This is a genomic window from Paenibacillus sp. BR2-3 (assembly GCF_046529485.1).
Classification (GTDB): domain Bacteria; phylum Bacillota; class Bacilli; order Paenibacillales; family Paenibacillaceae; genus Paenibacillus_AQ.
In genome coordinates this window covers 2,573,643-2,592,948 of the sequence record NZ_CP126311.1, presented here as the reverse complement: position 1 = coordinate 2,592,948, position 19,306 = coordinate 2,573,643, and the positions used below count along the sequence as shown (strand labels likewise).

Annotated in this window: 23 protein-coding genes; 2 read left to right on the top strand and 21 right to left on the bottom strand. The window is 47.0% G+C overall.

All coding sequences use genetic code 11. The features are described from left to right. Window positions 1–88: 88 nt before the first annotated feature. Window positions 89–589, bottom strand: a complete 501-nt coding sequence (gene ybaK / locus PaeBR_RS12400; protein ID WP_410510908.1) for a Cys-tRNA(Pro) deacylase — start codon at window positions 587–589, stop codon at window positions 89–91. Between the two features lie 132 nt (window positions 590–721). Here ybaK and PaeBR_RS12395 point away from each other — a divergent pair, with 132 nt between their 5' ends. Beyond that, window positions 722–1,618 (top strand): DNA-3-methyladenine glycosylase family protein, encoded by an 897-nt coding sequence (locus tag PaeBR_RS12395; RefSeq protein ID WP_410510907.1) that lies wholly within the window; start codon window positions 722–724, stop codon window positions 1,616–1,618. Window positions 1,619–1,663: 45 nt separating this feature from the next. Here the strand turns inward: PaeBR_RS12395 and PaeBR_RS12390 are convergent, their stop codons facing one another. The 4 genes from PaeBR_RS12390 to PaeBR_RS12375 all read right to left on the bottom strand — a co-directional run bounded on the left by PaeBR_RS12390 (window position 1,664) and on the right by PaeBR_RS12375 (window position 4,231). Further along, window positions 1,664–1,915: a YolD-like family protein gene (locus tag PaeBR_RS12390; RefSeq protein ID WP_410510906.1), complete on the bottom strand. Its 252-nt coding sequence runs from the start codon at window positions 1,913–1,915 to the stop codon at window positions 1,664–1,666. 78 nt (window positions 1,916–1,993) lie between these two features. After that, window positions 1,994–2,530 (bottom strand): methylated-DNA--[protein]-cysteine S-methyltransferase, encoded by a 537-nt coding sequence (locus PaeBR_RS12385; protein WP_410510905.1) that lies wholly within the window; start codon window positions 2,528–2,530, stop codon window positions 1,994–1,996. 29 nt (window positions 2,531–2,559) lie between these two features. Further along, window positions 2,560–3,138: a bifunctional transcriptional activator/DNA repair enzyme AdaA gene (locus tag PaeBR_RS12380; protein ID WP_410510904.1), complete on the bottom strand. Its 579-nt coding sequence runs from the start codon at window positions 3,136–3,138 to the stop codon at window positions 2,560–2,562. A gap of 202 nt (window positions 3,139–3,340) precedes the next feature. Then, window positions 3,341–4,231 carry a LysR family transcriptional regulator gene (locus PaeBR_RS12375; protein WP_410510903.1) on the bottom strand — a complete coding sequence of 297 codons (891 nt, stop codon included), beginning with the start codon at window positions 4,229–4,231 and terminating at the stop codon, window positions 3,341–3,343. 118 nt (window positions 4,232–4,349) lie between these two features. Between PaeBR_RS12375 and dapA the strand changes: the two genes are divergently transcribed. Beyond that, entirely contained in the window at window positions 4,350–5,243 is an 894-nt protein-coding gene (gene dapA, locus PaeBR_RS12370; RefSeq protein WP_410510902.1) for a 4-hydroxy-tetrahydrodipicolinate synthase, read from the top strand. A gap of 440 nt (window positions 5,244–5,683) precedes the next feature. On the opposite strand, the gene PaeBR_RS12365 is transcribed toward dapA, so the two are convergent. The 16 genes from PaeBR_RS12365 to PaeBR_RS12290 form a co-directional block, all read right to left on the bottom strand. Then, window positions 5,684–5,953 (bottom strand): NifU N-terminal domain-containing protein, encoded by a 270-nt coding sequence (locus tag PaeBR_RS12365; RefSeq protein ID WP_410510901.1) that lies wholly within the window; start codon window positions 5,951–5,953, stop codon window positions 5,684–5,686. A 78-nt stretch (window positions 5,954–6,031) separates the two neighbouring features. Continuing rightward, on the bottom strand, window positions 6,032–6,442 hold the full coding sequence (locus PaeBR_RS12360; RefSeq protein WP_410510900.1) for a DUF6855 family protein: 411 nt from the start codon (window positions 6,440–6,442) through the stop codon (window positions 6,032–6,034). Window positions 6,443–6,486: 44 nt separating this feature from the next. Continuing rightward, the gene (locus PaeBR_RS12355; RefSeq protein ID WP_410510899.1) at window positions 6,487–6,900 is read right to left on the bottom strand and encodes a DUF1801 domain-containing protein; all 414 of its coding nucleotides are present in this window, start codon (window positions 6,898–6,900) and stop codon (window positions 6,487–6,489) included. Between the two features lie 230 nt (window positions 6,901–7,130). Then, window positions 7,131–7,445 (bottom strand): hypothetical protein, encoded by a 315-nt coding sequence (locus tag PaeBR_RS12350; protein WP_410515163.1) that lies wholly within the window; start codon window positions 7,443–7,445, stop codon window positions 7,131–7,133. Between the two features lie 229 nt (window positions 7,446–7,674). Then, entirely contained in the window at window positions 7,675–8,247 is a 573-nt protein-coding gene (gene pduL / locus PaeBR_RS12345) for a phosphate propanoyltransferase (protein ID WP_410510898.1), read from the bottom strand. A gap of 140 nt (window positions 8,248–8,387) precedes the next feature. Continuing rightward, window positions 8,388–9,353, bottom strand: coding sequence for a dipeptidase (locus PaeBR_RS12340; RefSeq protein ID WP_410510897.1), 966 nt, complete (start codon window positions 9,351–9,353; stop codon window positions 8,388–8,390). A gap of 91 nt (window positions 9,354–9,444) precedes the next feature. Next, window positions 9,445–9,705, bottom strand: coding sequence for a stage V sporulation protein S (locus tag PaeBR_RS12335; protein WP_036656334.1), 261 nt, complete (start codon window positions 9,703–9,705; stop codon window positions 9,445–9,447). A 200-nt stretch (window positions 9,706–9,905) separates the two neighbouring features. Continuing rightward, window positions 9,906–10,700 carry a TIGR00282 family metallophosphoesterase gene (locus PaeBR_RS12330; RefSeq protein ID WP_410515162.1) on the bottom strand — a complete coding sequence of 265 codons (795 nt, stop codon included), beginning with the start codon at window positions 10,698–10,700 and terminating at the stop codon, window positions 9,906–9,908. Between the two features lie 80 nt (window positions 10,701–10,780). Beyond that, window positions 10,781–12,322 carry a ribonuclease Y gene (gene rny / locus PaeBR_RS12325; RefSeq protein WP_410510896.1) on the bottom strand — a complete coding sequence of 514 codons (1,542 nt, stop codon included), beginning with the start codon at window positions 12,320–12,322 and terminating at the stop codon, window positions 10,781–10,783. Between the two features lie 281 nt (window positions 12,323–12,603). Then, entirely contained in the window at window positions 12,604–13,341 is a 738-nt protein-coding gene (locus tag PaeBR_RS12320; protein WP_410510895.1) for a regulatory protein RecX, read from the bottom strand. Between the two features lie 89 nt (window positions 13,342–13,430). Next, a complete protein-coding gene (gene recA / locus PaeBR_RS12315; protein ID WP_410510894.1) occupies window positions 13,431–14,492 on the bottom strand; it encodes a recombinase RecA in 1,062 nt (353 codons plus the stop codon). Window positions 14,493–14,814: 322 nt separating this feature from the next. Next, window positions 14,815–16,101: a competence/damage-inducible protein A gene (locus PaeBR_RS12310; RefSeq protein ID WP_410510893.1), complete on the bottom strand. Its 1,287-nt coding sequence runs from the start codon at window positions 16,099–16,101 to the stop codon at window positions 14,815–14,817. A gap of 50 nt (window positions 16,102–16,151) precedes the next feature. Next, a complete protein-coding gene (gene pgsA / locus PaeBR_RS12305) occupies window positions 16,152–16,739 on the bottom strand; it encodes a CDP-diacylglycerol--glycerol-3-phosphate 3-phosphatidyltransferase (RefSeq protein ID WP_410510892.1) in 588 nt (195 codons plus the stop codon). Between the two features lie 83 nt (window positions 16,740–16,822). Beyond that, a complete protein-coding gene (locus tag PaeBR_RS12300; RefSeq protein WP_410510891.1) occupies window positions 16,823–17,314 on the bottom strand; it encodes a YajQ family cyclic di-GMP-binding protein in 492 nt (163 codons plus the stop codon). Window positions 17,315–17,540: 226 nt separating this feature from the next. Continuing rightward, window positions 17,541–18,497: a helix-turn-helix domain-containing protein gene (locus tag PaeBR_RS12295; RefSeq protein ID WP_410510890.1), complete on the bottom strand. Its 957-nt coding sequence runs from the start codon at window positions 18,495–18,497 to the stop codon at window positions 17,541–17,543. Window positions 18,498–18,523: 26 nt separating this feature from the next. Then, on the bottom strand, window positions 18,524–19,291 hold the full coding sequence (locus PaeBR_RS12290; protein ID WP_410510889.1) for a DUF3388 domain-containing protein: 768 nt from the start codon (window positions 19,289–19,291) through the stop codon (window positions 18,524–18,526). Window positions 19,292–19,306: the final 15 nt, after the last annotated feature.

The window sequence follows — 19,306 nt, the reverse complement described above, 5'->3', positions numbered from 1 at the left end:
TATATTCTTGAATCAGCTAACTTTCACGTCATAACATATAATGATAACACAAATTCATAATAATTACCCAAAAAATTAACACCTTTTTTCAAAGTGGGTTATCACCATTTGAGTCATGACGGGCCAGCTCCATAAATTTCGCTGCAATCGTATCTGCCAGACGCACCGGTGCAAGCTCCATCTGCAAACCTATTTTCCCGGCGCTGACGGCTATCTTGTCCAAAGGTTCTGCGCTGCTGTCAATAAAGGTTGGATAAAGCTTCTTCATGCCGACGGGTGAACAGCCGCCGCGAACGTAACCTGTCCACTTCTGCAGGTCCTTTACAGGCAGCATTTCGATTCTCTTTTCACCGGCTGCTCTGGCGGCCTTTTTGAGATCCAGCTCTTCACCAACCGGGATAACAAACACATAAAGGTTTGATCCGCTATGGGAGACCAGTGTTTTGAAGACAGCTTCGGGAACTCTGCCAATTTTCTCGGCTACGGCTGTACCATGGATCTTTCCATCCTCGTTGTCGTAGAATAAGACTTCATACGGGATCTTGTTGACATCAAGAATTCGCATGGCATTGGTTTTGGTAATCTGCATCATACATCTACCTTTCTGGCTGCTCTTTTATAAGGGCTGACTAATATAACCGCAAGATAACGAAAGTACGGGAACGATTTATATGTTACAACTAAGAGTGTGTAGTTGGAGTGTTAATCATGGAGGATGGTTATGGATAATCATATATTAGTGCCTGAAGAATTCAGCTTTGCCCAAAATCTTAAATATTTCTCCAATGCCCCGAACGAGTGCCTGTACCACATCAAAGATCAGCGGATTTATAAAGCCATTGCGGTTGGAGAGGAAACGCCGGTCTTTGAGATTAGCGGGGAAGATGGCATTGGCATGATTTTGATTCGCTTTTTAGGCGATACCTGCCCCTCTCTTGAATCCACGCGGGCAGCGGTAATAAGCTACGTCCGGGATTGGCTGGATTTGGATACGGATCTGGCACCCTTTTATGAGCTGGCCGGGACAGATGTGCTGCTGCAAAGAGCGGTGGAATCCTTTTACGGCCTGCGCAATGTCGGCATTCCCGATTTATTCGAGGCGATCAGCTGGGGAATTATCGGCCAACAGATCAATCTTGCTTTTGCCTATACCTTAAAAAGGCGGCTGGTAGAGAACTTTGGGCGGCATGTGGTGTGCGAAGGAGAAGATTACTGGATTTTCCCTACCGCGGAAGATATCGCTCGCTTGTCGGTTCAGGACTTGGAGCCCGTACGAATGACCGTCAAGAAATGTGAATACCTCATTGGCGTTGCAAGGCTGATTGCCGAAGGAAAGCTGTCGAAGGAGCTGCTGCTGCAAGCAGGGGATTTTAAAAAAGCTGAAAGAATGCTGGTCGCAATCCGCGGCATAGGCCCCTGGACGGCAAACTATGTGCTGATGCGTTGTCTGAGAATCCCTTCGGCTTTTCCCATTGATGATGTCGGATTGCATAATTCCATTAAATTTCTGCTTGGCATGGACAACAAACCGACGAAAGAAGAAATTTTGCAGCTCTCTGCGACTTGGACGAACTGGGAATCCTATGCCACCTTTTATTTGTGGAGATTTCTTTATTAAAACAAACCCCAATTTCTGATGAAGTTGGGGTTTTGTCCGTTCTTATTAATCTCTGGGATAATCAATTCTCATAATATCCATAAAAGGAACCTTAATAATCTCTTCGCGGTAACTCATATGCACCTTGCCGGTTCTGGGGTCCATTTCCACAATCCGACCGCGTACTTGCTCTTCTTTGCCCCATACGGTCAATAAAATCTCAGAGTCTTCCTGCTTTGCTTCTGTCAATTGATTGCCTATCTCCTCCAGCACAAATTCATCTCTGGTGGGCCGTTTTGCTACCTTTGCTTTTGCCACGATATTCCTCCAAATAAGTCATTACAAGTTTAAGATGAAGAATAAGTAAGAATGTCTTCTTTTTATTATAGCATGTCTTTACTTGGTATTAACCAACGAACTTCCCCGTTCGAGATTAAGAAGCTGCATCTTCATCTCCAGGCCGCCGCGGTAGCCGGTGAGTGCTCCGTTCTTCCCGATTACCCGATGGCAGGGCACTGTTATCAAAATTGGATTCGCACCAATGGCTGCACCGACCGCGCGCACGGAAGCCGGCTTTTGGATATGGGCGGCGATATCTGAATAGGACCAGGTATGTCCATAAGGAATCTCGCACAAGGCATTCCACACGGCAAGCTGGAACGGGGTACCCCGGAAATCAAATGGAATGGTAAAACTCTGTCGTTCCCCCTCTAAATATTCCGTCAATTCGGTAACGTAAGGCTGCATTTTATCATCTGCGCTCACCAATTCGCTCCCGGGAAAACGGCGTTTGGCCCATTCGTGTAAATCGCTAAACGGTTTGTTCTGCGAGCCCACGTAACATAATCCAGCCTCACTTGCAGCTATATAAAATTCCCAGTCTTTATGAACAAGCAAAGTCCAGAACAACTTAATATCTCTTTTAATTTCCATGATTCTGCACCTCCGTGGATTTGTTAATATTAAGGTAATCTACTTTCGGGTTTCCTGTTGTGGTGACGGAATTGCGTCGGTGTATACCCCGTTTTTTTCTTGAACAGCGTTACAAAATAAGGCGTATTGGGAATGCCCACATGCAGTGCAATGTCCGCCACCCTCTTGTCTGAATGAATCAGATATTCACAGGCCTTCGCCATTCTTTTTTGCTGTATATAATCCGTTGGGGTAACTTCCATTACCTTCCTAAATGTCCTGTGTAAATGATACGGACTGCCGTGGCACATTTCAGCCAAGGTCTCAAGAGTTAACGCTTCCGTATAATTATTGTCAATATACTCTGTCATTACCGCAACCCATTCCTTATCCGGCAGCCGTTCCCCGGTGGGCTTGCATCGTTTGCATGGACGGAAATGTTCCGCCAAAGCTTGCTGTGCCGAAGCAAAGATTCGCACATTCTCCCTTTTGGGCACCTTGGATTTGCAGGAGGGCCGGCAGAAAATGCCGGTTGTCTTTACAGCGTAATAAAAAGCACCATCATACGAGGCGTCGTTTGAAAGAATGGCCTGCCATTTTTCTTCGGTTAACAGTACTATCACCTCCACTGACAGTATAACCTTCAGCAGAGTCATTGGTACGTTTTTTTGAATGGAATAGCAAGATAGTGAAACACCCTATTACCTGAACGGTCACATTCTGAACGTTGACGGTGGATAGTTGGCCAGATAATTCACCTTTTTAAAAAATAACCCGGTACCTGATGGCACCGGGTTATTTTTGTGTGGCTATGTGCTTTCTCCGCTAAAGTTAAACAGCTTCAGCCTTTGCATCCGACATCAGCATCTGAATGAATAGCTGCAGCGGTTGGGATAACCACTTCTTGGGATGCATCAGAAGCTGCAGATCGAAGTGAATCTCGGGATGGACAAAAGGCAGCTCCGCCAGATAACCCCGCTCTATTTCCTCCTGGGCAACAATTCTCGGCAGCAGTGCAAGTCCAAGCCCGTTCATTACGCAGCGTTTGATGGCCTCCAGATTCGAAAGCTCGAAGCCTATTCGGAAGATGATATGATGCTCTTTTAACAGATTCTCAAATAAGCTCCGGTAAATACAGCTTTCCTCGGAAACAATAAATTCGCAGTTATTAAGATCCTGCAGCTTTACGGTCTCCAGCTTGGCAAGCGGATGATTAGCCGGGGCAATCAATACCAGCGGCTCCTCCCTGATAATCGTCCGGTGAAGAAAAGAATCTGTGCTGCTGCGGTCCAGCATTAGGCCGATATCCACTTCGCCGTCTTTTATTTTGGCAACAAGGTTTGCTTCCTTATCCGTCTGCAAGTGTATATTCAGCCCGGGGAATCGGGTTCTAAGCTGCTGCAGAAAAGGCGGCAAGTAGAAGGCAGCCAAGGAATCTATCGTACCTATGGTTAAAGTGCCCCCGATTTGCTGTGCGATGGTCTCCTTGGAGCGGTCATATAAATCTAATATTTCCACAAACAGCTTCAACAGCTCCTCCCCCGGAGGGGTAAGGCGCAGCTGGCGGCCATGTCTCTCAATTAAAGAAACCCCGTACTCCTTCTCTATCTTCTGTATCTGCATAGTAACACTTGACTGCGCGTAACCAAGCTCTTCGGCTGCACGTGTAAAGCTTTGGCGTTTGGCAACCTCACGGAAAGTTCGTAAATAAGTTAAATCCATAATTTCACCTCAACATCAAAAGTATTGATGATACATATCATTTATTATAGATAACACCGATGCAAGTTTCCATGATAAAGTGGTTAAAAGGAATTAAATATTTTGGAGGCCGATATTTATGCTTACAGAGCAACAGATTTATGGAGTCTATGTGCCCGTAGTAACCCCGTTCAATGCTGCCGGTGAAGTTGATTTGGATTCGTATCAACGTTATGTGAACAACATTATTAACAACAGCATTCAAGGTTTGGTCGTAAACGGAACCACTGGAGAATCGCCAACTGTAACTGTAAATGAACTGCAGCTCCTGGTAAATGCTTCACGTGAACTATTGAAATCCACGAATATTCCCCTGATCGTCGGTACAGGTACTAATGATACAGCGTCTACAGTTGCACGGACAGAGCTTGCCGCAGATCTCGGGGCGGATGCCGTTCTTGTAGTCGTCCCTTACTATAGTCGCCCCTCACAAGAAGGAATCATCGCACACTTCCGCAAGGCGGCCGAGGTAGGCGTGCCGGTTATGGCTTATGATATTCCTGGCCGGGCCGGTGTCGGCATGACCGTGGATACTGCCCGTACCATTCTGGAGATGAATAACGTTGTTGGCTTAAAAGACTGCTCCGGTAGTCCCAAGCTGGTCACCGAACTGTCCCGCCTGGGTTCAAAACCTGTATTGTGCGGTGATGACCTGCACTTTTACGATATGCTTGGCTGCGGAGCTGCCGGGGGCATGCTGGCTTCGGCCAACGTTCAACCTGCGGAATTCATCCAGGTTTACGAATACTTCAGTTCCGGACAATTCGATTTGGCTAAAGAAAGCTTTGACAGGCTTATACCGCTAATTCGCCTATTGTTCAAGGAATCCAATCCCGCCCCTATTAAGTGGGTTCTCAGCGAAAATGGTACAATCGCTTCGGATACACTCAGGCTGCCTATGACATCCATTAGCCAAACTCTTCAGCAGGAGCTACGAGTACATCTGCAAGATAACACTCTTGCTTTGAGCTAATAAGCGAATGATAAGAAAAATAAAGAGGTGTTCCAATAGCCATGCAATCGGCTGCTGGGACACCCTTTGTTTTAGAGTAGGATGCAGGTAGGCGTTCTAGGCAGACGCTCCGCGACAATCGTTTCTACAATATTTTTAGAACAACACAAAGAGATCGCCCTTTGGTGGAAGAGTCGAAGCTACCATTTTAAAATGGAGCGATTTCTTGTGTAGATCGACCAAACACGTAGTTAGTGTCGTCAATACCGCCGTCAACCGCCGTGCGGCTTTACCTTGCCCATAACCTGCTGAAGCAGGCCGCTGCAGAGCGAAAACAAAAACTAGCCAGTCTCCAATAACCCGGAGACTGGCTAGTTTTTTACCGTTTTAAAATGAGAAGGAGTTGTTTTCATTCGTAGAGAATTCTACTTATGGGACAGCCCCAACTTATACCTAACATCTCAGGCGTATACTTTTTCAAATACCTCTTCTACCTGAGGTAAAATCGTATCCCACTCCGCTTCCTCCGTCTTACTGACCGTGACGAAATCCCGGATTCCGAAAATATTATCAATCCCCTCTATGCTCAATAGTGCGGCTGCTAGGGGAAGATCTGTAGCGTCTCCCCTTTTTAACGAGGTGCTTCTCGGACCTTCAAAAAGGGTCTGATTTGTACTGATCTTAATCGAATTCGGATTCGGTGTAGTCTGAACATTGATTTCTATCGCCATATGGTCGATCACTCCTTTTTGAGTCCTATTGTAACACGTTTATCCATGCCTTCCGAACCTGCCCCATTAAAATAGCCGTTATGGCTTGACTCTCATCCGGTTGTTTCTGGCATTATGCTCTACTTCCGCAAACCCCAGCTCTTCCATCAATGGCGGGATATACATCCCGAACCGTCCGCGAAAGCCTTTCTTGAGGCCATACCATCCACCGTTTGGATTCTCGGGTGAACGCCCCCAAGCTTCGACGGTTCCTTCTTTAGCGGGCTTCTGTTCATCCGCGCTGCCAAGCTCCATCCAGTCTCCATGATCTTTAAGCATTTGTGTCAGATCCTCAAGACAGCGGTAATCATAGTGCAGTACTGTTTTTCCCACGGTACACACCAAAATTTCTTTGCCGTCTTTTTCCGATCTATACATTTCGTATTCTGACGTTTGCGGCGGGGTTTTCAGTTTCCACGGATTTTCTTTTGTTCCTTTTTCAGCTGTCATGTCATATCCCCCTTTTCACCTCAGAATTTCATGCTCATATTTTCTTATGTAATCTCCACGGTGATCTTTCTGCACAGCTCTGCTATGAGATCGTAAGGGATGCTGTCCATTTTTTTAAAGCGAATGCAGCTCTTTCCCATATCCAGCTTTGTCTTAACATGCTTTGGATACTCCTCCTGAAACCATGCCAGAACATCCGGAACAGTATAAATCCCCATATGATACAGTGCAATATAGTTTTTCTGGGATGCCAGACTTATAAATGGAAGCGGCTGCCCGGGAGTAACATGATACCCTGAAGGATAAATACGGTGTGGGACGACATAGCCTATCATTCCATAAGCTGTTTTTTCTTCGAAACCGGGCGGCAGATTCTCCTTAATTGTCTCTCTGAGCCTCTTCAGCTTCTTTTCTGTCTTCAGGCAGCCCGCCGATATATTCTTCTGGAGTGTTAACAACTTGTTTCATCTTTAAGCCCTCCGTTCTAACTTTATCTGCTAAGACGACCTTATTCCAGATAAAATATTAATATATCAATTATAAACGGTCTCGTCCCGCATCACAATTCACATGTACCAGAGCAGCTCCGGTTTCATTTGAATTTCCCGCCGAACGACAAAAAAGAAGGACCTGTATAAGCCCTTCCCATACGATTTGCCCGCAAACGCTGCAGTTCATTCATCCGATCCTACTCTTCAACTGCCGCAACTTTAAATACGTTATCAAGGTTGCCGACGGCCAATCTTTTCTTCAGAGGCACTTTGATATCCCGCCCCAGTTCTCTAAAAAAGAGTTCAACATCACACATTACGTTGCTCAATATGACTTTCAAAGTGCCGTCGGCCACAATACCCTGATTCACATCAACCGGAACAGTGATATCCACACTGTACTTTTTAGTTAATGTGTTTGAGTATCGGCTGAAAATTTCGATTAATTCCTCGTTCGAAAAATTTTCAATGGCTGCTTTTCCTTTGGGAGTAAAATTTAAGTTAAATTTCAATTTTTTATTCTCCTTTTCTTTTTTAACCATTAATATGATCGGATTGATTTGAATATGGTTCTTAATGAAAAGGTCCTTATTCTTTACCTGTACTTATCATACTAATTTTCGACAGAATAGTACACCCGAATGCCCAAATTAACATAAAAAGGAGTCTATTCCGCCTGTTAAAGCACAAAAAACGGAGGATTTCTCCCCCGCTTTCTTCGTTTGTTATAAAATATAATGACTAGTCTACAATTTCAGCAGTATCGCCGTTATTGGCTCCTGCAGCGTTTGCTTCGTCGGTGTCAATATGCATGTCGAGCGCAAAGTTGTCGGATACACGGGCAAGCACATTCTCAAGTACAAGACCGCGTTCGCCGCCAAGGCGCACCTTCAACATCTGCTTGTCGGCAATGCCCCAAGCTTCTGCATCGGAGGTATGAAAATGAATGTGACGAGTCGCCACGATAACACCTTTGTCCAGTTCTACTTCACCTGCAGGACCTTTAAGCGTGATGCCTGGTGTTCCATCGATGTTGCCGGATTCGCGGACAGGTGCTTTTACGCCGAGACTAAATGCATCTGTGCGGGATACTTCCAGTTGGGATGCCGGACGCGCCGGTCCCAGAATTCTGACCTTGTCGAATTTGCCTTTGCTGCCAATTACCGCTACAGTTTCGTTAGCAGCGTATTGTCCGGGTTGGGAGAGCGGTTTGAACTCAGTTAGCTGGTAACCTGCGCCAAACAACACTTCCACATGCTCCTGCGTTAGGTGAATATGTCGGGCCGACACACCTACGGGTACAGTCTTGCTCATTTGTAAGTCACTCCTTGTATTTTCTCTAGTATCTGTACAAGCCACTAAATATTATACAACTTACTCCTCAAAAATAAAAAGGAACCTCTTCATATTGAGGTCCTTTTTTTCGATATTTTTATGATTTCGGAACAGGATTGTCACGGTTTTGAACTCTGAGATGGCAAATGTGTCGTTAAGTAAGAGATTGCGTTGTCATACAGCCAGCCTTTAACCAGCTCTTCCGGATAATGACGAAGCAGCAGCTCGGTAAACTCCGGATATTTGCCCGGATGCTCCAAGCCGTCCACCCATGAATCGATCCCGTCAAAATCCGAGCCGAACATAATAAGCTTCTCCCCGCCAAGACTGCATACATGCTCAATATGCTTCAGCAAATGCTCTGCCGTGGCCTTTCCATCTTCACAGACGAATGTAGGAAAAAAGGTCAGACCCATCCGTCCACCCATAGCTACCAGTGCTTTAATCTGCTCATCACTCAAATTCCGCGGGTGCGGACATACGGAGGCGGCATTTGAATGCGAGGCAATAAATGGACGTTCGCTAAGCTCAGTCAATTCCCAAAACCCCGCAGGTGACAGATGCGACACATCGAGCAGCATTCCGCTGCTGTTACACCACTCTACAAGCTTCCGCCCTTGATTCGTAAATCCTCCATTACGCCGCTCCAGCACACCGTCTGCCGCCCAGTTGGCATAGTTCCAGGTTACGCCGAAAAAACGCACCCCAAGCTCGAAGCAAAGCTGTGCATAGAATAGATTGCCCTCCAGACCATCTACACCCTCCAAGGAGAGCATTCCCCATCCCAAGGACTCTTTACCTATGTTTACTGCTTCCTCCTTCCAACGGAGCCACTGTAGCCCTCCCTGACTCAATATACCCTGTCGAAAATGTTCGATCTGCCCCAGAACGTCCTCAAAGCAAGGCTTTCCTCTCTTTGCAGACAAATAAATCGCAAAACATTGTAGCCCGATCCCGCCCGCAGTCATTCGTTCTGCTGTGACATCCAGGCGGTCGTCGTTCCGGAAGACAATATCCGGCATTTCCTGCATTTTGCTCAGTGCGTCACAGTGAAAATCGACTATTCTCCACTCTTCGGCTCTCATATGGCTTGACCTCACTTTCTTTGCAAGCAAAAAGAAACGGTAATACCGCCCCTAATGGACGGCCCCCGTTTCTTTCGAGAAATATCTTATATTATCTTGGCTCGACAATCAGTTTAATCGCCGTCCTGTCTTCTCCATCAATCACAATATCGGTAAAGGCTGGGATGCAGATCAAATCGACGCCGCTTGGTGCGACAAATCCCCGGGCAATCGCAACAGCTTTAACCGCTTGGTTAAGCGCCCCTGCTCCAATCGCTTGAAGCTCGGCCGTTCCACGTTCACGAAGAACACCTGCTAATGCACCGGCGACGGAATTCGGATTGGATTTAGCTGATACTTTTAATACATCCATTGTAAGTACCTCCCCTGGGAAAAATGATGGTGTTCTTCCACTACTGTAGATGTTATTCGAGAGAGAAGAAATAATTCCTTCTTTTTACGAAGCATTCTCCAGAATTTAATCCAAAAGATACTTTTTTTCGATATAATAAATATCACAAATTACCCAGGTTTGACCGAATTTCCCGATTTATTCCCTCCTATGCTGCTTTGTTAGTTCATCATCCATTCATCTTCACGCAAACGAATCTTCTCCATACGCATGGCCGCTCCTGTTGCCTCATCCAGCTCTGCAAACAAGCCATTTAACTGCCATTTGCCTTCATCCACTACGAACCGGGACGGAAGCTGGGTTAAGAATTTATAAAGGACCGCATCTTTCTCCATACCCAATATTCCTTCTCTTGAACCAACCATCCCTGCATCCGTCAGATAAGCGGTACCTCCCGGCAGGATCACATCGTCATTACTCTGCACATGGGTATGCGTCCCGACTACGATTGAAGCACGTCCATCCATGAAGTAGCCCATGGCAATTTTCTCAGAGGTTGCCTCCGCATGAAAATCGACAAGTATACATTTGTGCATGGCCCGCAGCTCCTCGACAATATCCTCTCCGACCCGGAAAGGGCAATCAATCGCCGGTAAAAAGGTGCGTCCCTGCAAATTAACAATCGCCAGCTGTTTGCCATTACCTTTAACAACCGTATAGCCCCGTCCCGGAGTATCCGGCGGAAAATTGGCCGGACGGATGATACGCGGCTCATCGTCGATAAACTCAAAGATATCCTTGTTATCCCATGTGTGGTTTCCCATCGTTATGCCATGAACGCCCCAGTTGAAAAATTCATTCGCTATGGCTGAGGTGATCCCTCTTCCGGCAGCTGAATTCTCCCCATTGACGATGATTATATGCGGTTGGTATTTGCTTTTCAGGGAAGGGAGCATTTCACGCAGTGCTTTTCTTCCTGTGTTGCCTACGATGTCACCGATAAACAAAACTTTAATAATGTTCTCCTCCTCAAGAGATCTATAAGGTGCACATAATGAAAAGTGGCCCCATTTAAGGCGCCACTTTTCATTATTGCCTATTTAGCGTATTCAACCGCCCGTGTCTCGCGAATTACGGTGACTTTGATATGTCCCGGATAGTCCAGTTCATTCTCGATCATCTTGGTAATGTCACGCGCCAGACGGAAAGCTTCGGCATCGTCAATCTTCTCAGGCTGAACCATTACGCGAACCTCGCGGCCGGCTTGAATGGCATACGATTTCTCGACGCCTTCGAACGATTCGGAGATTTCCTCCAGCTTTTCGAGACGCTTGATATAGGTTTCCAGTGTTTCCCGGCGTGCGCCAGGTCTGGCTGCCGACAAAGCGTCAGCGGCTCCAACCAGCATGGCAATAACCGAGGTCGCTTCACAGTCTCCGTGGTGAGACGCGATACTGTTAAGAACTACCGGATGCTCCTTGTATTTCTTAGCCAGTTCGGCGCCGATCTCTACATGTGAACCTTCGACTTCATGATCCAGCGCTTTGCCGATATCATGCAGTAATCCGGCACGTTTTGCAAGCACGATGTCTTCCCCAAGCTCACCGGCCATCAGTCCAGTCAAATAAGCAACCTCCATGGAGTGCTTCAATACATTTTGACCGTAGCTCGTACGGAATTTAAGACGGCCCAGAATTTTGATCAAATCCGGATGCAATCCGTGAACTCCTACCTCGAAGGTAGCCTGTTCGCCGTATTCCCGAATTCGTTCGTCCACTTCTTTACGGGATTTCTCCACCATTTCTTCAATGCGTGCTGGATGAATGCGTCCATCAGCCACCAGTTTCTCCAGTGCTGTACGTGCGACTTCACGGCGGATAGGATCAAATCCCGACAAAATAACCGCTTCCGGCGTATCATCAATTATAAGGTCAATACCCGTGAGAGTTTCCAGTGCCCGGATATTGCGGCCTTCACGACCGATAATCCGTCCCTTCATCTCTTCGTTCGGCAACGTAACAACCGATACCGTTGTCTCTGCTACATGATCAGCCGCGCAGCGCTGAATAGCGAGTGTAATAATTTCGCGGGATTTCTTATCCGCTTCTTCCTTCGCCTGCTGCTCGATCTCCTTGATCATTTGTGCAGTTTCATGGCGAACTTCCTGCTCCACGTTGCTTAGAATAATGCTTCTTGCATCTTCAATGCTTAAATTGGAGATGCGCTCCAATTCAGTTACTTGATTTTTGTAAATGACGTCAATTTGCTGTTGGGTTTCATCAATTCGTTTCTCTTTGTTAGCCACTTGTTCTTCTTTTCGTTCAAGCGATTCCATTTTTTTATCCAGCGATTCTTCCTTTTGCAGCAAACGTCTTTCTTGCCGTTGAATTTCATTACGACGTTCACGCGTTTCTTTCTCAGCTTCGCTACGGATTCTATGGACTTCGTCCTTAGCCTCCAATACCGTTTCCTTCTTCTGCGCCTCGGCCTCTTTCTTCGCGTTCTCCACGATTACTACGGCTTCTTGTTCTGCGCTGGAAATTTTAGCTTCTGCAAGGGACTTCCGAATAAAATAACCGAACCCAAAGAATAATGTCGCTACAACGAGAACGATAATGATCCAGATCAAAGTTGGCATCTGTTCACCTCCTCGTTGATTTAGTTCCTCCAAGGTACTCCTTGGGATTTGTAGAATTGATATTCTCACTGATTGTTTCCTGCACATGCTGCACTTGCCGCACATACACACTGCCCGCCTTATCCGGCGATTACATTTCATATGAGTTAATGCGTGAGCCGGAGTATGCACCTTTTTGGGAAGGAAAAAGGATTCATACTTTATGCCGATTCATGTTATATTTTATTATTTATAAAAAGAGATTGTCAAGAGAGTCGATATAGAGAGGAAAGTCAAGAGAATCAATCAGGGTAGTATGTTTCATCCTCTTCACCTTGAAAGTTCTCCTCCTGGACCAAAATTTGCAGTACTTGACGAACCAGTTCACCGGAAAAACCACGTCTCATTAAATAAGCTCCGGTCTTCCTTCTCTTATCGGGAACCTCCCCGCGGATCAGGTTCCACTTCTTACGGGCCGACTGGAGGGCACTGTCCTTCTCCTGCTCAGGGCTGATATTATCCAATGCTTCGGTGATCAGAGATTTATCGATCCCCTTCTCCCTCAGTTCCTGGCGAATCCACATCTTTCCCTTGCGCTGACTCGTAATCCGTTGTTCGACCCACTGCTGGGCATACAAGGTATCATCAATATATTGTTCCCGCTGCAACCGCTCCAGGGTTTCTCTTATAATAGTCTCCCCGATTTCCTTCTGCCGTAAACGGCGGGTCATCTCCAGCGCGGTCCGGGGTTTATAACCCAAATAGCGGAGCCCTTCCACATAAGCGCGTTGGCGCTCATCGGCCAGTACGATTTCCTCCAAATCACACTTCGTAAAACGGCTGTCTTTAAACATAACATATTTAATCATGACATCTTCATGAACAGTCAAATTATAGGGCCCAAAATGAATGATATAACGATGATCGGATCTCTTCAGCCGCTCTACCCGTGTAATCTCCAATAATTCATCATCAGGAAAACTAGAAAGAACATGCCCCTCCTGCTCTTCCTCAGGCTCCGGATTAAGTTGTATTACCATGATTGTTGGTCACCTCGTCATCCAGTGCTGCTATATCTTATTAAAAAGCGCCCTGTACTGTCATTCACAGGGCGCCAATTAATATGAAATTATTCGATTTCCAGTAGTGCTTTCTCTTCTTCTTTCTCCGCTTCAACTTCCTTTTCACTTGGCGGAGCTACGAGAGTCGTCAAATTACTCGCCTCACGAATCTTGTTCTCAATCACAAGCGCAATATCCTTATGTTCCTTCAGGAACTGCTTCGCGTTCTCACGGCCCTGGCCGAGACGCTCGCCCTCGTAGGAATACCACGCGCCGCTCTTATTCACTATATCCATCTCCGTGCCGATATCGACAAGACTTCCTTCTTTGGAAATCCCTTCACCGTACATGATATCGACATCCGCCTGCTTGAACGGAGGAGCTACCTTGTTCTTCACGACTTTTATCTTGGTGCGGTTACCCACCACATCATTACCCATCTTGATACTCTCAACACGGCGTACATCCAGCCGGACCGAGGAGTAGAATTTCAGTGCCCGCCCACCAGGAGTGGTTTCAGGGTTTCCGAACATCACACCAATCTTCTCGCGAAGCTGGTTAATGAAGATTGCGATCGTATTCGATTTGTTTATTGCACCGGACAGTTTGCGCAAAGCCTGGGACATCAAGCGGGCCTGCAAGCCGACATGGGAATCCCCCATATCTCCTTCAATCTCCGCTTTCGGTACCAACGCTGCAACGGAGTCAATAACAATAATGTCTACAGCTCCACTGCGAACGAGCGCTTCAGCAATTTCTAGTGCCTGCTCCCCGGTATCAGGCTGCGAAAGCAGCAGCTCATCGATATTTACACCCAGGTTATTGGCATATTTAGGGTCCAGAGCATGCTCGGCATCGATAAACGCAGCTTGTCCTCCAGCCTTCTGTACCTCTGCAATAGCATGAAGAGCAACCGTTGTTTTACCGGAAGATTCCGGCCCGTATACTTCAATAATCCGTCCCTTTGGGAGTCCGCCTATACCTAATGCAATATCTAATGCCAAAGATCCACTAGGAACAACCTCCACTTGCATATGAGACGATTCTCCCAGCTTCATGATTGAACCTTTACCATATTGTTTCTCTATTTGACGAAGCGCCATCTCCAGCGCTGCACGACGATCTGACAATCAGACCACTTCCTTCACTGTTTATAGTATTATAATAACGTGTTTTAGAGGTCTTGCCAAGCCTTTTTTCGAACATACATTCGTTTTTTTTATCTTCTGCGATAGGTATCCCTTTTATTGTAAGCCTCCTCGTATATATAAGATTCAACAAACTTCTATCAATGGCCTCAACAAAGTACAAAGCGATGCCTTACAAAATGTCAACGATCTTCTAGGTTTATACTCCGTTATTATCCATTTATAAACAAAAAGAACCGTGGCAAATAGATTCATCGCCACGGTTCTTCCGTATGTCCTGATTATATACCCCAGGAGGGAACTATTACAAGCCTGATCCGTTCAGCGGTGTTTCGACTTTACGCTCCTCAAGTCTGCGCCAAAGGCGGTACAGCAGCGCCTTAACGGAGCGCAGCCGGATATTCTCGCGGGTTCCCCTCAGGTTAAGCTCGAATACCTCCGTTTTGCATCCCCGCTCCGCTATACCGATGTAGACAAGCCCTACCGGCTTACGCTCGGAATATCCCGGTCCTGCGACGCCTGTAACTGACAAACCGAAATCGCTGTCCGCGATCATTCTTACCTGGTCCGCCAGAACTTCGGCTACTTCAGGGCTCACTGCTCCCGGTGCGTCATTCCCCTCCAGATAAGCTTCCGGAACATTCAGCAGCTTCCTCTTCATATCGTTGGAGTAACAGACGATGCCTCCCATAAACATGCTCGCGCTCCCGGGGGTATTGGTAAGACTCTCCATCAGCAGTCCGCCCGTACAGCTCTCCGCCACGCTCAGAGTCAATCCGGCATCAGCCATCCAATCCACGATCAGTTGCTCCAGCGGGACGTCAATGTTCGCATACATATGCTCCGGAAGGATTTCCCGGATTTGCGCCTCCAGAACGTCAAGCTTCTGCATAGCCTCGTTTTCGGTTGGCGCTTTGGTGGAGATGCGTACAGTTACTTCACCTTCCTTGGCATAAGGAGCAATGGTCGGATCGGTCTGATTGCGAATCAGATCAATCAGCTTATCTTCCAGCAAAGATTCACCGATACCGGCAAATTTAAGCATTTTGGAGTAGATAGGCATCTCATTGGTCAACGCATGCTGCAGCAGCCATGGTTTGGCTTTATCCGTGAACATCGGCTTCATCTCTCTAGGCGGACCTGGAAGAACAATATAAAATTTACCTTCATGCGCAAGAGCAATTCCCACAGCAAGACCGATATCATTTGGAAGTGGCGTGGTCCCCTCAATAATGATCGCCTGCTTACGGTTATTCTCGGTCATGACAATGCCCCGTTCGTCAAAAAACCGCTGCACATGATCCATTGCCAGCCTGTCGATATGTAGTGTGCGCCCTAAAGCAGCAGCAAGCGCATCCTTGGTAAGATCATCCTCAGTCGGACCTATTCCACCTGTGAATAAAATAAGATCCGCACGGCTCCGGGCGATCTCAATGGCCTGCTGGAGCCGGCCGCTATTATCACCGACCACAGTCTGGAAATACACATCAATACCCAGCGCGGCAAGCTCGACTGATAAAAATTGGGCGTTGCTGTTTACAATTTGACCGAGTAAAAGTTCAGTACCAACCGCAATAATTTCTGCTTTCATAGCTGCTTACGCCTCCTATTAGACTAGTATAGTAGCTGGAGCTCTGCTGCCTATGCCTTGTGAAGCTGGAGCAGTTCCTTATTCTTCACGAAATAATCTATGCCCGAGTAAATAGTGATCAATGCCGCAGCCCAAATGGCGATATCATCCACCGGGATACGAATAAACTGGAAGGGGAAATTGTTCAGCAGCAGCAGTGAGATCGCGACGATTTGTATAATCGTTTTGATCTTGCCCCATTTACTGGCGGCAACCACTTTACCTTCAAGGAGTGCAACCTGGCGAAGGCCGGTGACGGCAAATTCGCGGCTGATGATAACTACAGCAATCCATGAATCAAGTCTGCCCATTTCAACCAGCGAGATCAGCACAGCCGAAACAAGCAACTTGTCAGCGAGGGGATCGAGCAGTTTGCCAAGATTAGTGACCATATTGTACTTCCGCGCAATGTAACCATCTATTCCATCCGTGCTGGCAGCGAGCAAAAAGATAATCGCGGCAAACAGATGGTTAACAGAAAGCTGGAACGAACCCCAGCGAATAGGCTCCGGATAAAAGCTGAAATCGACCAGCAGAAAAAACATCATGATCGGGATGAGACAAATACGTGCAAGTGTAATACGGTTGGGCAAATTCACAGAAGTTCCTCCCTGACAAAATTATTCATAACAGAAAGCACCCCGCAAGGAAGTGCTGCTTGAGCACCGCGGGGTACGATATCCTACTTTAAATTGTTAAACTGCAAATCCAGCGGTAAATCAGCCTTCCGCAAAAGTTGAATGATCTGCTGCAGGTCATCCCGGCTTTTTCCGGTTACACGGATTTGATCACCCTGAATTTGGCTTTTCACTTTTAGCTTGGAATCACGGATCAAGATGTTAATTTTCTTGGCATTTTCCTGATCGATGCCCTGTTTCAGACCCAAGCGCTGACGTACAGTTCCCAAGGAAGCCGGTTCTATTTTGCCGAAATCCAGGTTTTTGAGCGTAATTCCTCTCTTGACCATCTTCGTTTGTAAAATGTCGATGACTGCGTTCAGCTTATATTCATCTTCAGAAGCAATGATAAGCGCGTCCTTCTCCAGCTTCAGACTGCTTTTGCTTCCTTTAAAGTCAAAACGGTTCTCGATCTCCTTCTCTGTCTGGTGAACCGCATTGGTTAACTCCTGCATATCCATTTTGGATACGATATCGAATGAACTTTCCGAACTCATTACTCCACGTCCTTTGTCAACAATTATTTCTGCTCCTATTATATGAGAAAGCAGCTCGCAAGTCTAATTATGTAAGAAGAGAGACACAAAAAACACGCCTCCCGAAGAGAAATATCTTTCCGGGAGACGCTTTTTCTCAGCAGTTTACCTGCTTCGGACCGGATTCCGGAACATATCCAAAATCCCGAGCACGATATGTGCCAATCCGTCTATGATCCTTACGTAACTATTCGCTTGTGATGCTGCCTTCCGTTGCGGAAGCTTCGCCGCTGCCCACTGTCTCGTCAGCCAGTTGAACAAGAATACGTGAGGTAGTCTTTCCATCTGTCACAATCTGACCGTTTACAGTGATCGTGGTCGCCCGAGAGTTTCCGGACTTAATATAAATCCCTTCGCTTCCCAGGGTGAAAACCATATTGTCTCCCGCAACCGTGTTACCGAAGGAAAGCTTCTCACCTGTGGAATTCTCGCCTTTATACACCTCAAGCCAGCTGACTCCGGTGGCGTTGATTGCTACCTCTACCGCGCTCCCCGCCGGGGCCGACACATCAAAGATTGTAGTTTTGCCTGATTTACGACCCTCGCTCACGGTTACGGACTGTGGCGACGGTGATGGAGAAGGAGAAGGCGATGGCGAAGCTTGTACGGTCTCTCCGTCAGTACCCGCTGCTGCGGAGGCTGATGGTTCCGCAGCTGCTCCACCAGGCGCCGGGGAGGATGTCTGCACTGCAGCAGGGTCCTGCTTCGTATCCGTTACCCTTGTCGAGTCTACTACCTGACTGCTGTCTGAACCCGACTTGCTCCAACCGGATGCATACATATAGATGACCACAATAATGAGCACAGGAAAAGTCCACATAAGCAGGGTAGGCAGCCATTTGGCGTTCCGTTCGGTTTCAGGCCGGCGGCTGCGCTTTTGGATTACGCTTTCCATGGTTGACTCTTTTGGAGCCGCCGGTACGTTGCCATGCTCCTGAAGAAGCTCGTCGGGATTAACCCCTACTGCTTCTGCATAAGTTTTGATGAACGCCCGTACATAAAAGCTTCCCGGAAGCACCTTATAGTCCCCCGTCTCGATGGCCTCCAAATATTTTTTGCGAATTTTCGTTACTTCCTGGACATCGTCAAGGCTCATCCCTTTTTGCAGACGCGCCTCCTTCAAGTGCCGGCCCAGTTCCGACATACCATCACCTCATTGATTAGTTTGGTTTATAAATCATCATTGTAGCTCGTTGTAAACGATTCATATAGAATTTCTTCATTCGGATTGTTTCGCAGTTCAATGATAATATCGAAATCATCATAGCTGTATCCGGATTCCTGCACAAAAATATCAGGGTGCTCAATGACCTTCGTGCTTGGCATGGCCATAATGGTCTGCAGCAGGTTATAATGCTTCTCATTCGAGCGGATTGTACTTACAATCCCGTCAATAATGAACACATTATGAGTGTTCATTTCATCCTCGGCAAGCTGGCTGCGGACGGTCTGCCGAAGCAGCGTCGAAGATACAAAGGTCCAGCGCTTCATCGCACATACACTGCCGGCGATAATTGATTCCGTCTTGCCGACACGGGGCATACCCCGCAGACCAACGACCTGATTCCCTTCCTTCTTGAACAGCTCACCCAGAAAATCTACCAATAGCCCCAGCTCGTCCCTGGTAAACCTGAACGTCTTGCGGTCATCGGAATCCCGGTCAATGTAACGTCCGTGGCGAACGGCAAGCTTGTCTACCAGCCGGGGGGAACGCAGTGCAGTAACTGTAATATTATCTACTTTTTTGAGCATTTCGCCCATCAGCATGATTTTCTCGTCGTCATTCGTTTCCAGCAGCATGCCCCGTGTTTTGCCTTCAACACCGTTGATCGTCAAAATGTTCACTTCCAGCATGCCCAGCATGGAGGCAATATCACCCAGCAGACCCGGCCTGTTTTTATGTATCTTATATTCCATATACCATTGTTTATATTCCACTTGGACACCTCATAG